General features: G+C 63.9%; 15 protein-coding genes. 10 read left to right on the top strand and 5 right to left on the bottom strand.

Annotated features, from left to right (window positions below; translation table 11 throughout):
* The first annotated feature begins 51 nt into the window (after positions 1-51).
* Positions 52-471, top strand: a complete 420-nt coding sequence (locus tag ACZXDY_RS08395; protein ID WP_028167434.1) for a CBS domain-containing protein — start codon at positions 52-54, stop codon at positions 469-471.
* Between the two features lie 75 nt (positions 472-546).
* Here ACZXDY_RS08395 and ACZXDY_RS08390 read toward each other — a convergent pair whose 3' ends face one another.
* Positions 547-1,272 (bottom strand): CBS domain-containing protein, encoded by a 726-nt coding sequence (locus ACZXDY_RS08390; RefSeq protein ID WP_028167435.1) that lies wholly within the window; start codon positions 1,270-1,272, stop codon positions 547-549.
* A gap of 236 nt (positions 1,273-1,508) precedes the next feature.
* On the opposite strand from ACZXDY_RS08390, the gene ACZXDY_RS08385 reads away from it, so the two are divergent.
* The gene (locus tag ACZXDY_RS08385; RefSeq protein WP_464345154.1) at positions 1,509-4,217 is read left to right on the top strand and encodes a bifunctional acetate--CoA ligase family protein/GNAT family N-acetyltransferase; all 2,709 of its coding nucleotides are present in this window, start codon (positions 1,509-1,511) and stop codon (positions 4,215-4,217) included.
* Positions 4,218-4,479: 262 nt separating this feature from the next.
* Here ACZXDY_RS08385 and ACZXDY_RS08380 read toward each other — a convergent pair whose 3' ends face one another.
* The 4 genes from ACZXDY_RS08380 to ACZXDY_RS08365 all read right to left on the bottom strand — a co-directional run bounded on the left by ACZXDY_RS08380 (position 4,480) and on the right by ACZXDY_RS08365 (position 6,093).
* Positions 4,480-4,890, bottom strand: coding sequence for a hypothetical protein (locus ACZXDY_RS08380; protein ID WP_464345153.1), 411 nt, complete (start codon positions 4,888-4,890; stop codon positions 4,480-4,482).
* Between the two features lie 37 nt (positions 4,891-4,927).
* A complete protein-coding gene (locus ACZXDY_RS08375) occupies positions 4,928-5,404 on the bottom strand; it encodes a phage holin family protein (RefSeq protein WP_464345152.1) in 477 nt (158 codons plus the stop codon).
* Positions 5,405-5,408: 4 nt separating this feature from the next.
* Positions 5,409-5,690, bottom strand: a complete 282-nt coding sequence (locus ACZXDY_RS08370) for a hypothetical protein (protein ID WP_464345151.1) — start codon at positions 5,688-5,690, stop codon at positions 5,409-5,411.
* An 85-nt stretch (positions 5,691-5,775) separates the two neighbouring features.
* The gene (locus tag ACZXDY_RS08365; RefSeq protein ID WP_130228540.1) at positions 5,776-6,093 is read right to left on the bottom strand and encodes a c-type cytochrome; all 318 of its coding nucleotides are present in this window, start codon (positions 6,091-6,093) and stop codon (positions 5,776-5,778) included.
* Positions 6,094-6,267: 174 nt separating this feature from the next.
* Here ACZXDY_RS08365 and ACZXDY_RS08360 point away from each other — a divergent pair, with 174 nt between their 5' ends.
* The 8 genes from ACZXDY_RS08360 to ACZXDY_RS08325 all read left to right on the top strand — a co-directional run bounded on the left by ACZXDY_RS08360 (position 6,268) and on the right by ACZXDY_RS08325 (position 12,925).
* Positions 6,268-6,978 (top strand): helix-turn-helix domain-containing protein, encoded by a 711-nt coding sequence (locus ACZXDY_RS08360; protein ID WP_464345150.1) that lies wholly within the window; start codon positions 6,268-6,270, stop codon positions 6,976-6,978.
* Positions 6,979-7,069: 91 nt separating this feature from the next.
* Entirely contained in the window at positions 7,070-7,315 is a 246-nt protein-coding gene (locus ACZXDY_RS08355) for a hypothetical protein (protein WP_464345149.1), read from the top strand.
* Positions 7,316-7,427: 112 nt separating this feature from the next.
* Positions 7,428-9,050 (top strand): cytochrome-c oxidase, cbb3-type subunit I, encoded by a 1,623-nt coding sequence (ccoN, locus tag ACZXDY_RS08350; RefSeq protein ID WP_464345195.1) that lies wholly within the window; start codon positions 7,428-7,430, stop codon positions 9,048-9,050.
* Positions 9,051-9,060: 10 nt separating this feature from the next.
* Entirely contained in the window at positions 9,061-9,795 is a 735-nt protein-coding gene (gene ccoO / locus ACZXDY_RS08345) for a cytochrome-c oxidase, cbb3-type subunit II (RefSeq protein WP_456646882.1), read from the top strand.
* Between the two features lie 11 nt (positions 9,796-9,806).
* The gene (locus ACZXDY_RS08340) at positions 9,807-9,971 is read left to right on the top strand and encodes a cbb3-type cytochrome oxidase subunit 3 (protein ID WP_028168632.1); all 165 of its coding nucleotides are present in this window, start codon (positions 9,807-9,809) and stop codon (positions 9,969-9,971) included.
* A 6-nt stretch (positions 9,972-9,977) separates the two neighbouring features.
* Positions 9,978-10,847 (top strand): cytochrome-c oxidase, cbb3-type subunit III, encoded by an 870-nt coding sequence (gene ccoP, locus ACZXDY_RS08335; RefSeq protein ID WP_464345148.1) that lies wholly within the window; start codon positions 9,978-9,980, stop codon positions 10,845-10,847.
* A gap of 93 nt (positions 10,848-10,940) precedes the next feature.
* The gene (ccoG, locus tag ACZXDY_RS08330; protein WP_464345147.1) at positions 10,941-12,404 is read left to right on the top strand and encodes a cytochrome c oxidase accessory protein CcoG; all 1,464 of its coding nucleotides are present in this window, start codon (positions 10,941-10,943) and stop codon (positions 12,402-12,404) included.
* Between the two features lie 20 nt (positions 12,405-12,424).
* Positions 12,425-12,925: a FixH family protein gene (locus tag ACZXDY_RS08325; protein WP_464345146.1), complete on the top strand. Its 501-nt coding sequence runs from the start codon at positions 12,425-12,427 to the stop codon at positions 12,923-12,925.
* The last annotated feature ends 4 nt before the right edge of the window (positions 12,926-12,929 follow it).

Below are 12,929 nucleotides of genomic sequence, written 5' to 3'. Positions count from 1 at the left end.
TATGCCAGCGGGGCGGCTGGCTTAAATAAAGAAGCTGACAGAGGATTCGCCTTGTACAAATTTCTCGAGCTCACCGCCGCCGACTACATGACGCGCGAGCCGAAGACGGTCTCGCGCGAGATGACGATGGCCAAACTGTGCGAACGTTTCGAGAAGGAGGACTTCAACACCTATCCCGTCGTCGACGGGACGCAGGTGGTGGGGATGGTCTCCAAATTCGACCTCTTGTCTTGCTTCGTCTTCACGCCGGCGCGCATCCTGCCGCGCTATGAGGATCTGATGCAGAAAACGACCGCGGACGTGATGACGTCGGAATTCATCTATGTGGTGCCGGAGACGCGGTTGACGCGGGTGCTCGAACTGATGGTCAATCACCGGCTGCGGAGCATACCGGTGCTCGAGGGCGAACGGCTCGCCGGCATCATTTCTCGCGAAGACGTGATGCGCGCCCTGCGCGACTGCGCCGGCTGATTCCAATTTCAATCTTCATGAAGGAATTGCAGCGTGACGACCGCCCGTCGTCACGCTGCGAAGGGCCGGCGCTTTTCAGCCCGTCTTCGCCCATTCCCTGTCGTCGGGCGAAGCCAGATAGAATCCCGACATCGGCTCGACCCAGCAGAGATGGTCGTGGACCTTCTTCACCCCGGCGACGTTTTCGGTGGCGACCACCACGGCTTGGCGGCTGCGCTCGTCGGTGATGACGCCGCTCAAGTGCACGATGCCGTCGCGGACGACGACGCTGAGGCCGAACGGGCACCAATCCGCTTTCTCCAGCGCAGCGATGACGCGGTCGCGGATGTGGTCGTCGTCGGCGGTCGGATCGGGGATATCGCGGGCAAGGCTTGCCACCGCCTGCAGCAGGTTGGACCGCGACACGATGCCGACAATCTCGTCACCGCGAACGACCGGCAGGCGCTTGATGTGATGCTTCTCCATCAGCGCGACGATCGTCTCGACCGGCGTCTCCTCGGTGACCGTGATCGGATCCGAGGTCATGATCTCGGCGACCCTGCGGCCCTGCTCGCGAACGAACTCGGTCGCGGCCGGGCCGGGGCCGAGCAGGAATTTCAGGAACCGACCGTATTTGCGCTGGGTTCCGATCTCGCCGCGGCGCAGGAAGTCGCCCTCGGAGATGACGCCGACCAGCTTGCCGGCGGCGACGACTGGTAGTCCACTGATATGCCGTTGCAGCATCAGGTTGGCTGCATCGACGATGGTTGTTTCAGGCGTGACTGAGATGACCGGGCGGGTCATGATCTGATGGGCGCGCATGGGTTTGTTCCATTTGATGCGGTTGATAGTCGCAGCCTAGCCGTACCGTAGGCCCGGCGCTTGAGGCAGGTCAACGCGTTCGGGCCCGTCGGAATTGAGCAAACGCAAGGCCGACTCCGGAACAGGAACTATTCGTCATGGGCCGGCCACCATGGCTGGTTACGGTGTCGCATCGCAGCGCCATCGCCTCGTAACCTCGATACGGCCAGTGCCGGCCGAAGGTCCGGAAGCAGAGCATGTCCACTTACAGATTGAATCACCTGCTGTCGCCGCGCTCGGTCGCGCTCGTCGGAGCCAGCCCGCGCGAGGGCTCGGTCGGCCGCGCCATCGTGCAGAATATTTCCGGCGGCAAGTTCAAGGGCCAGTTCGGTGTGGTCAATTCGCGCCATGCCGAGATTGCCGGCGTTGCGACGGTCGGCAGCATCGCCGAATTGCCATTCGTGCCCGAGCTCGTCGTGATCACGGCGCCGGCTGCCGCCGTGCCCGGGATCGTCGACGATGCCGGCCAGCGCGGCGCGATCGGCGCCGTCATCATCACCGCCGGACTGGGCCACGGCCCGGGGTCGCTCGCGGAGGCCACCGAACAGGCGGCGCGCAAGCATCGCATGCGGCTGATCGGCCCCAACTGCATCGGCATCATGGCGCCCAGCGTCGGTCTCAATGCCAGCTTCTCGACGCATCTGCCGGCGGCGGGCAACCTCGCGCTGATCTCGCAATCGGGCGCGATCGCGGCGGGCATGGTGGACTGGGCCGCGCAGCGCGTGGTCGGATTTTCCGGCATCGTCTCGATCGGCGATCAGCTCGACGTCGATATCGCCGATCTCCTGGATTATTTCGCGCTCGACGGCGCAACGCACGCGATCCTGCTCTATGTCGAGTCGATCAAGGACGCGCGCAAATTCATGTCGGCGGCGCGCGCCGCGGCGAGGATCAAGCCGGTGGTCGTGGTCAAGTCCGGCCGCATGGCGCAGGGCGCGAAAGCGGCGGCGACGCATACCGGCGCGCTTGCCGGTTCGGACGCAGTCTATGATGCCGCCTTTCGCCGCGCCGGCATGCTCAGGGTCTCCGATCTGCGCGAATTGTTCGACTGCGCCGAGACGCTGGCGCGCGTGGCCTCGCCGCCGGGCAAGCGGCTGGCGCTGCTCACCAATGGCGGCGGCCTCGGCGTGCTCGCGATCGACCGATTGGTCGAGCTCGGCGGAATTCCGGCGACGATCACGCCAAACACTCACGCGCAGCTCGATGCGGCCCTGCCGCCGACCTGGTCCGGCTCGAACCCTGTCGACATCGTCGGCGATGCCGGGGCTTCACGTTATGCCGTGGCGCTCGAGGCGCTGCTCGCCGATCCCGGCAATGACGCGGTCCTGGTCATGAATGTGCAGACCGCGATTGCCGCGCCGGACGAGATTGCTTCGACCGTGACCAAGATCGTGACCGAGCACCGCAAGAAGCGGGGCAGGGCGGCCAAGCCGGTGCTTGCGGTGTGGGTCGGCGCCAACGGCGCGATCAGCGACCTCTTCAGCGGCAACAGAATTCCGAACTACATCACCGAGGACGACGCGGTGCGCGGCTTCATGCACCTGGTGCGGCATCGCGAGGTCGTGGAGGAACTGACGCAGGTGCCGCCGGCGATGCCGGAGAGCTTTACGCCTGACGCTCCGGCGGCGCGCAAGATTGTCACCGCCGCGATCTCGGACGGACGCCAGTGGCTCAACCCGATCGAGATCAAAGGGCTGTTCGAAGCCTATGACATCCCGATGGTCGAGACCTATCTCGCGGCCGATGCGGAGGAGGCGGTCAAGTATGCCAACACCCTGTTCGCGCAAGGCATGACGGTCGTGCTGAAGATCATGTCGCGCGACATCGTGCACAAGTCTGATATCGGCGGCGTCATCCTCAATCTGACCACGCCTGATGCCGTGCGCGTGGCCACCGCCGAGATCCTGGGCCGCGCCACGGCGCTGCGGCCGGATGCGCGGGTTTCCGGCGTCATCGTGCAGGCGATGATCGTGCGGCCGAAGGTGCGCGAGCTCATTCTCGGCCTTGCCGACGATCCGACCTTCGGCACCGTGGTTGTGTTCGGCCGCGGCGGCGTCGCGGTCGAGATCATCAACGACAAGGCATTGGCGCTGCCGCCGCTCGACATGCGGCTGGCGCGCGAATTGATCGAGCGCACGCGGGTGTCGCGGCTGCTGCGCGCCTATCGCGACGTGCCGGCGGTGAAGCCGGATGCGGTGGCGACCGTGCTGGTCAAGCTCGCGCAGATGGCGGCGGATCTCCCCGAGATCAGGGAGCTCGACATCAATCCGCTGCTGGCGGACGAGGCCGGCGTGCTCGTGGTCGATGCGCGCGTTGCGGTCGGCATCGTGCCGCGCAAATTTGCGGGGCCCGGGCTCAGCAACTTTGCGGTCAGGCCCTATCCATCACGATGGCAGCGGCAGCTTGCGGACCGTGACGGGCAGCCGATCGACGGGCGACGTATCTTCGCGCGGCCGATCCGACCCGAAGACGAGCCGCAGATCCACGACTTGCTGCGGCACGTCACGGCTGAGGACCTGCGGTTGCGCTTCTTCGCGCCGATCAAGGAATTCTCCCACGAGTTCATCGCCCGGCTCACCCAGCTCGACTACGCACGCGCGATGGCCTTCGTGGCGGTCGACGAAAGTACCCAGGAAATCCTGGGCGTGGTGCGGATTCATTCCGACTCGATCTATGAAAGCGGGGAATATGCGATCCTGCTGCGCACCGATCTGAAGGGCAAGGGCCTCGGCTGGGCGCTGATGCAGCTGCTGATCGAATACGCGAAATCGGAAGGGCTGAAGGCGATTTCCGGCCAGGTGCTGACCGAGAACATCGTGATGCTCGACATGTGCCGGAAATTCGGCTTCGAGGTGAAGGCCGATCCTCTCGAGCACGGCCTCTGTGACGTCAAGCTGGCGCTGTGAAGCGGAGGAGGCGGTGCTGGTTCTCCCTCTCCCGCTTGCGGGAGAGGGCTGGGGTGAGGGTGTCGCCACGATGAGACTGGTCGTGGGGAGAGAGCCCCCACCCGGCGCTACGCGCCGACCTCCCCCGCAAGCGGGAGAGGTGGAGTGAACGCGTGGCTAGCTCTTAGCCCGGGTGGAGCGGAACGCGTAACCCGGGGCATCTGCTTTGGCGATCGCGAGCAGTCCCGGGTTACGCTGGACCTTCACCCGGGCTACGGAGTGATCAAAGCCGCGACACCATCGTGACGCGATAGGTGTGCATCTTGTCGCCTTCGCCGATCGAGACGTATTCGCCCGCGACGAAGCGCTCGTCCTTGAAGTGGAAGCCGATCTCATCAGGTGTGCCGGGTGCGCCGTCATAGTGCAGGACCCAGCCGCCGCCCTGGTGGTGGACGAGATGGCCGAGGATGTATTCCTCGTCGGGTCGGAGCCGGACCACCCGGCACGCCTCGCGGTTGGCCCGCCACAGCTTCTGGTCGATCCTGTAGTCGTCGTCGAGCGGCGCGACCATCACGTAGCCGGCGCCGGCATCGCCTTCGGGATGATCAGGCTCGCGCGCGAGCTCGAGGCGGATCTTGCGAAACTGCGGCGGCAGGGAGGTGTTGAGGATCGGCGTTTGGGGTGCGGTTGTCATCTTGCTCTACTCGGCTCGATCGGCGCGGTGTGCGGCGTCAGGCGTTGTCCTTCGCGGCGTGCCCGGCCGCGGGTTTCTTCAGGCTGTTGATGATGATGCCGATCAGCGGCACCAGCACCGGCAGGATTCCGTTCAGGGGATTGCGCACTAGTCCGGAGACTTGCGACTGCATCGCGCGTGCCTCGACCTGCAGCGCCTCGACGGAAGCGCCGTGGATCTCGCTGGCGAGGTCGAGCTCGCGGCCTGACGGCGGCCGGAGCGCGAGGGCAAACAGGATCGCCGCGATGGCGAAGTTGGCGGCGCCTAGGATCGCCGCGGCCGAGACCGCGCTCCAGACCTGGACCAGTGCGAAATACGCGGACAGTTCGAACATCAGAAGACCGAATGCCGCAATCAGGCCCGCGAAGGCCCGCAGGCCAAGGCCGATCAGGAGGTGGCGCAGGCGGATATCGGCGATGATCCTGTCGGTGCGCCAGAGTACGCGTAGCTGTCTGACGATATTTTCGGTGTTCACTTTGCTACCTCCGCATTGCGAAGCCGACGACCACGCCCAGCGCAAAGGCGGAGGCGAGCGAGGTGATCGGCCGTTCCGAAATCAACTGGCGGACCTGAGTGTCTTCGCCGCTCAGGACCTCGCTCAGTTCCTCCAGCGCTTCCTTGATGCGCGTGGTGAAGGCGTCGGCGCTCGCTCTTGCGGTGTCGCGTATGCCTTCACCTGTCGTGTTGAAGAGGCGCGACACATCGATCTTCAGGGCTTGCAGTTCGTCGTTCAGATGGGTCGTGTTGAACATCTCGTTCATCCCTGTTGCATCATGAAAAACTGTTATCGGCGCTCGCCATGCCGTGGTTGATTTGCGTCAACTCTCGCGGCGGGGCGCCGTCGCGCTATTCCAGCGTCTTCAGGTAGGCCAGCAGGTCGTGGATCTGGTCCGGGTCAAGCCGAAACTCCGGCATCGTCGGATGTCCGGTCTGGATGCCTTCCGCGAACGCCTCCGCGAGACTCTCGACGGGATAACGCTTGTGCAGGGTGCGGAAGGGCGGCGCGATCTTGAGCGGGCTTTTGGTGACCTTGTCGATGGAGTGGCAGCGGGCACAATTGTTGAGCGCGAACGTCCGGCCGCGCTGCTCGGACGGCGAAGCGGCAAGCGCCGATGTCGTCAGCACGATCGCAATGAAAACCTGGCGTGCGGCGGACTGCAGCATTACGGCCCCATCTATCAAAAAGCTCCGCGTTGGACGGAGCGACGGTTTTGAAATTAGCTTTGCAATGGTGGGGGCGATTGATCTGCATCAACACCCCGGCGGTGTGGACGGTACACTGCGCTGACTCCGCCGGGCGGCATAAGGACGCCCGCCGGCGGTCATTCGGAGCGGCGCGTGAAGGTTTCTCTCTTGGAAGGTTCTCATCGGCAAACCTGTACCGATTGCGCGGTACGTGGCTTTGCGATCTGCGCCGCGCTCGACAAGACCGAGGTATGGGAGCTGGCGAACCTGTCGCGCCATGTCCAGTGCGAACCCGGCACGACGGTGTTTGCGCAGGCGACCATGGCGACGTCGTTCTTCAGCGTGCTCGAAGGCGTCCTGCGTCTCTATAAGCTGTTGCCGGATGGCCGCCGGCAGATCATCGGCTTTGTCTTGCCCGGCGATTTCCTCGGACTTGCCGGCTCGCCGCAGTATGAGTTCTCCGCCGATGCGGTAGGCGCGGTATCGCTTTGCCAGTTCTTCAGAGCCAGCTTCTCGCGATTCGCCGAGAACCGGCCTCGCTTCCTGCGCCGTATCAACGAACTGGCGGGCCGCGAATTGATCCGGGCGCAGGAGCATATGGTTCTGCTCGGACGCCGTTCCGCCGAAGAGAAGGTTGCGAGCTTCCTGATCGGCTGGCGCGATCGGCTCGCCGAAATCGGGCATGTCGGGGAAGCGCTGCCGTTGCCTATGGGCCGGCTCGATATCGCCGATTACCTGGGACTCACCATCGAAACGGTGAGCCGCACCTTCACCAAGCTCGAACGCGACGGCATCATCCGTATTCTTACGGGCGGCATCAGCCTGCTCGATGCGGCGCGCGCCGAGGCGCTGTCAGCGGCCTAGCGTGCTGCGTCATGGCCGGGCTTGCCCCGGCCATCCACGCTTTTTCTCACAGCGGACTTGAAGAACGTGGATGCCCGGGTCGAGCCCGGGCATGACGAGTGGTGATGGTGGCGCGCGTGCTCTCACATTTTTGATCGAAGTCAAAGACGGTTCCGCGCGAGCGACGATATTCGAGCGAGCTTCAATGGAGGTCGCTATGCCCGTCGATTCGATTTTGGTTTCCGCAGCCGTCGTTTCAGTTTTCGTGGTTTTCGCCGGGGTGCTCGCTTGGGCGAGTGTTCACGCACCGGGGGCGCGGCAGCCGGCGCCGGAAGTGCGCAAGCATCGTCCTTTCTGATCGGTAGCCGTCGGTTGATCTCGATCAAGGACGTGGCGGCCAAAGCTGGGCTGATGGGGCAAGGCCCCTGCAAAGAGAATCAAACATGCAGCAAGTTCAATCCACGAAATGGATGACCCACGGCGAAGCCGGGTTGACGTTATTCTTCACGGCGGCGGCCTTCCTCTGCGCCTTCGCCGCGGCCAAGGCGTTGGATGCGCCGTTTGCCTTCCATGCTTCGCTCGCCGCGGTGGCCAGCGGCGCTGCCGCCTTCGCCATCCTTAACCGCTATTTCGATCGCCCGGCGGAGCTGCCGCCGCAGGAGATCAACGGTAAGCCGAACTACAATCTCGGTCCGATCAAGTTCGCCTCGTTCATGGCGATGTTCTGGGGCATTGCCGGATTTACCGTCGGACTCGTGATCGCCTGCCAACTCGCCTGGCCCTGGCTCAATTTCGATCTGCCCTGGACCAGCTTTGGCCGGCTTCGTCCGCTGCACACCTCGGCGGTGATCTTCGCCTTTGGCGGCAACGTGCTGATCGCGACTTCATTCTACGTCGTGCAGAGGACCTGCCGGGCGCGGCTCGCCGGCGATCTTGCGCCATGGTTCGTGGTGCTCGGCTACAACTTCTTCATCCTGGTCGCGGGCACCGGCTATCTCCTGGGCGTGACGCAGTCCAAGGAATATGCCGAGCCGGAGTGGTACTCCGACCTGTGGCTGACGATCGTCTGGGTCGTCTATCTGCTCGTGTTCCTGGTGACGGTGATCAAGCGCAAGGAGCCGCATATCTTCGTCGCCAACTGGTTCTATCTCGCCTTCATCGTCACCATCGCGGTCCTTCACCTCGGCAACAACCCGGCGCTTCCGGTGTCGGTGTTCGGCTCGAAGTCCTACATCGCCTGGGGCGGCGTGCAGGATGCGATGTTCCAGTGGTGGTACGGCCATAACGCGGTCGGCTTCTTCCTGACCGCGGGCTTCCTCGCCATCATGTACTACTTCATCCCGAAGCGGGCGGAGCGGCCGATCTATTCCTATCGGTTGTCGATCATCCACTTCTGGGCGTTGATCTTCCTCTATATCTGGGCCGGCCCGCACCATCTGCACTATACGGCGCTGCCGGACTGGGCGCAGACGCTCGGCATGACGTTCTCGATCATGCTCTGGATGCCGTCCTGGGGCGGCATGATCAACGGTCTGATGACGCTGTCGGGCGCGTGGGACAAGCTGCGCACCGATCCGGTGCTGCGCATGCTGGTGGTCTCGGTCGCGTTCTACGGCATGTCGACCTTCGAAGGCCCGATGATGTCGATCAAGGTGGTGAACTCGCTGAGCCACTACACTGACTGGACCATCGGCCACGTTCACTCCGGTGCGCTTGGCTGGGTCGGCTTCGTCTCCTTCGGCGCGCTGTATTGCCTGGTGCCGTGGCTGTGGGGCCGCAAGCAACTGTACAGCCTGAAGCTCGTCAACTGGCACTTCTGGATCTCGACCATCGGCATCGTGCTCTACATCTCCGCGATGTGGGTCTCGGGAATCCTGCAGGGCCTGATGTGGCGCGCCTACACCTCGCTCGGCTTCCTCGAATATTCCTTCATCGAGAGCGTGGAAGCGATGCATCCCTTCTACATCATCCGCGCCGCCGGCGGCGCGCTGTTCCTGATCGGCTCGCTGATCATGGCCTATAACCTCTGGATGACGGTGCGGGTCGGCGAGGTGGAAGTCACCACGCCACTCGCGCTGCAGCCGGCGGAATAAGGAGCTCAACATGTCCTTCTGGACCCGCCACCAAATCTTCGAAAAGAACTCGATCATCCTGATCGCGGGCATTCTGGTCGTGATCGCGATCGGCGGCCTGGTCGAGATCACGCCGCTGTTCTACCTCAAGAGCACGATCGAGGTGGTCGACGGCGTCAGGCCGTACACGCCGCTCGAGCTCGCCGGCCGCAACATCTATGTGCGCGAAGGCTGCTATCTCTGCCACTCGCAGATGATCCGGCCGCTGCGTGACGAGGTCGAGCGCTACGGCCACTTCTCGCTCGCCGCCGAGAGCATGTACGACCATCCGTTCCAGTGGGGCTCGAAGCGTACTGGGCCTGACTTGGCGCGGGTCGGCGCCAAATATTCGGACGAGTGGCACGTCACCCACCTGACCAATCCGCGCGCGATCGTGCCGCAGTCGGTGATGCCGGGCTATCCCTTCCTTGCAAAGACCGAGCTCGATCCCGAGGCGATTGCCGATCACCTCAGGACCAACCGCGCGGTCGGCGTGCCCTACACCGACGAGCAGATCGCCAACGCAGTCGCCGACCTGAAGGCGCAGGCTGATCCTGACAATGCCGGCACCGATGCTTTTACCAAACGCTATCCGAAGGCTGTGATCCGCAATTTCGACGGCAAGGGCGGAGCACCGACCGAGATGGATGCGCTGGTCGCGTACTTGCAGATGCTCGGCACGCTGGTCGACTTCAAGCTCTACAACGAAAAAGCCAATCTTCGCTGAGAGGCCGGACGATGAAAGCTATTCTGACAGTTCACAATCTGGCGTCGAATCTCGTGACGAGCGTGTGGACGCCGATCTTCGTCGGCCTGTTCGTCGCGATCGTGATCTACGCGCTCTGGCCCCGCAACCAGGCCGCCTTCGATGAGGCATCGCGGATACCGTTGCGGGAGGAGTGAGAGACCATGGCTGAAACCGAACTCGATCAAGTCTCCGGCAAGACCACGACCGGTCACCAGTGGGACGGCATCAAGGAACTCAACACGCCGTTGCCGCGCTGGTGGGTGTTGACCTTCTACGCCACCATCATCTGGGCGATCGGCTACTGGGTGGTGTACCCCGCCTGGCCGCTGTTGTGGAGCCACACCAACGGGCTGATCAACTATTCGTCGCGCGCCGATGTCGGCGTCGAACTGGCCAACCTCGAGAAGATCCGCGGCGACAAGATGGTCGCGCTCGGCGCGGCGTCGCTGGAGGATATCGAGAAGGATCCGGCACTGCTGGCGCTCGCGCGCGCCCGCGGCAAGGCGGCCTTCGGTGACAATTGCGCGCCGTGCCACGGCTCGGGCGGCGCCGGGGCCAAGGGTTTTCCGAACCTGAACGACGACGACTGGCTGTGGGGCGGCTCGCTCGAGCAGATCCAGCAGACCATCCAGTTTGGCGCGCGCTCAGGCAACGCCAAGGCGCATGAGGGCGCGATGCTCGCCTTCGGCAAGGATGGCATCCTGAAGAAGGACGAGATCGTCACGGTCGCCAATTATGTCCGTTCGCTCTCGGGCCTGGCGACGAGCCAGGGCTACAATGCCGCCGCCGGTGCCAAGCTGTTTGCCGACAATTGCTCGACCTGTCACGGCGAGAACGGCAAAGGCAACCAGGAGCTCGGTGCGCCCGATCTCACCGACAAGATCTGGCTCTACGGCTCGGACGAGGCCACCGTGATCGAGACCATCACCAACGGCCGTTCCGGCGTGATGCCGGCCTGGGTCGGTCGGCTCGATCCGTCCACCATCAAGGCGCTTGCGGTCTACGTGCATACGCTGGGCGGCGGTAAATAAGCGGCGAATACGCCGCCTGTTTGCGCTGGATCAACCAGGTCGCGGGGAGAGGGGATAGCCTCTCCTCCCACGATGCCAGAAGAATCCCGGCCCATGAACAAGATCGTCCAGATAGACCCTGACCAAGTCGAAGACGTCGGGCCGCTTTATGCAGCGCGCAAGAAGGTCTACCCGCAGAAGGTCTCCGGGACCTTCCGTCGGATCAGATGGGGCCTCATGGCGTTCTGCGTCGGCATCTATTATTTCCTGCCGTTTGTGCGCTGGAATCGTGGCCTCGCCGCGCCCGATCAGGCGGTGCTGATCGACCTGCCGAACAGCCGCTTCTATTTCTTTTTCATCGAGCTGTGGCCGCAAGAAGTCTATTACTTCACCGGCCTCTTGATTCTCGCCGCGATCACGCTGTTCCTGATGAACTCGGTCGGCGGCCGCATCTGGTGCGGCTATCTCTGCCCGCAGACGGTCTGGACCGACCTGTTCTACGCGGTCGAGCGCCTGGTCGAGGGCGACCGGCGCGAGCGGATGAAGAAGGATGCCTCCGCCCATCGCTGGACGCTGGAACGCATCTCCGAGCTCGTGCTCAAGCATTCGATCTGGCTGATGATCGCCTGGTGGACCGGCGGCGCCTGGGTGCTCTATTTCACCGACGCGCCGACGCTCGTCAAAGAGCTCGTCACCTTCCAGGCGCCGGCGATCGCCTATATCTGGATCGCGATCCTGACCGCGACGACCTATCTGCTCGCCGGCTTCATGCGGGAGCAGGTCTGCGTCTATATGTGCCCGTGGCCGCGCATCCAGGCGGCGCTGACGGACGAATGGGCGCTCAACGTCACCTATCGCTACGACCGCGGCGAAAAGCGCATGTCGGTGAAGAAGGCAAACGACCTGCGCGCGCTCGGCCAGCAAGCCGGCGACTGCGTCGATTGCTATCAGTGCGTCGCCGTCTGTCCGGTCGGCATCGATATCCGCAACGGGCCGCAGCTCGACTGCATCCAGTGCGGGTTGTGCATCGACGCCTGCGACAATGTGATGAAGAAGATCAACCGGCCGACGCGGCTGATCGGCTACGACAACGACATCAACATCCAGCGCCGGATCGAGGGCAAAGCGCCGATCTATCGCATCGTTCGGCCGCGCACCATCATCTACACCGCGCTGATCGCACTCGTCGGCGGCATCATGCTCTATGCGCTCGCGACGCGTTCGCTGCTCGACATCAACGTGCTGCACGACCGCAATCCGGTCGCGGTGAAGCTCAGCGACGGCTCGATCCGCAATGCCTATACGGTCCGCTTCCTCAACAAGCGTGGTTTCGACCGTGTGGTGGCGATCGACGTCGACGGCCCGCAGGATGCCAAGCTCCATGTCGTCGGCGGCGATTCGATCACGCCGGATCGTCCCATGATCGTGCTTGGGCGCGACGGCACCACCGAGCTGCGCGTGCTCGTCACCGCGCCGTCCGACCGGAATCCCGAGAAGTCGATCCCGGTGAAATTCCGCGTCACCGACATCGGTCTCGGCGAAGTCGCGTCCGCCACCGACAATTTCGTCGCGCCATAACGGGAAGAAGCAGGGCCGCCATGAATAGGGAATACGGATCGGAGAAACCGCTGACCGGCCGCAAGGTGCTGGTCATGCTGGTCGCATTCTTCGGCGTTGTGATCGGCGTCAACGTCACCATGATCAAGCTGGCGACCTTGACGCTGCCCGGCACCGACGTCGACAGCGCCTACGCGGCGAGCCTCGCCTATGAGAAAGAGATCGTCGCCGCGCGCGAGCAGGACGCCCGCAACTGGAAGGTCGACGCGCATCTGGCGCGCGATGCCGGTGGCGGCACAGCGCTCGAAGTCGAAGCGCGTGATGGCAATGGCAGGCCGCTCATCGGATTGCAGTTCACCTCCCGCCTGGAGCGCCCGACCGACCGGCGCGCCGACCAGGCGATCGAGCTGTCGGAAGCCGGCGGCGGTCGCTACCGCGGCAAGGGCAGCGCGATCGGCCCCGGACAATGGGAGCTGGTGCTCGAAAGCGAAGCCGATGGCCGGCGCGTGTTCCTCTCGAGGAACCGCGTGGTGCTGAACTAAGAGG

It is taken from the genome of Bradyrhizobium sp. LeoB3 (assembly GCF_055456055.1).
The sequence above is the reverse complement of the archived record's forward strand: the minus strand, read 5'-3'. Positions and strand labels throughout refer to the sequence as shown.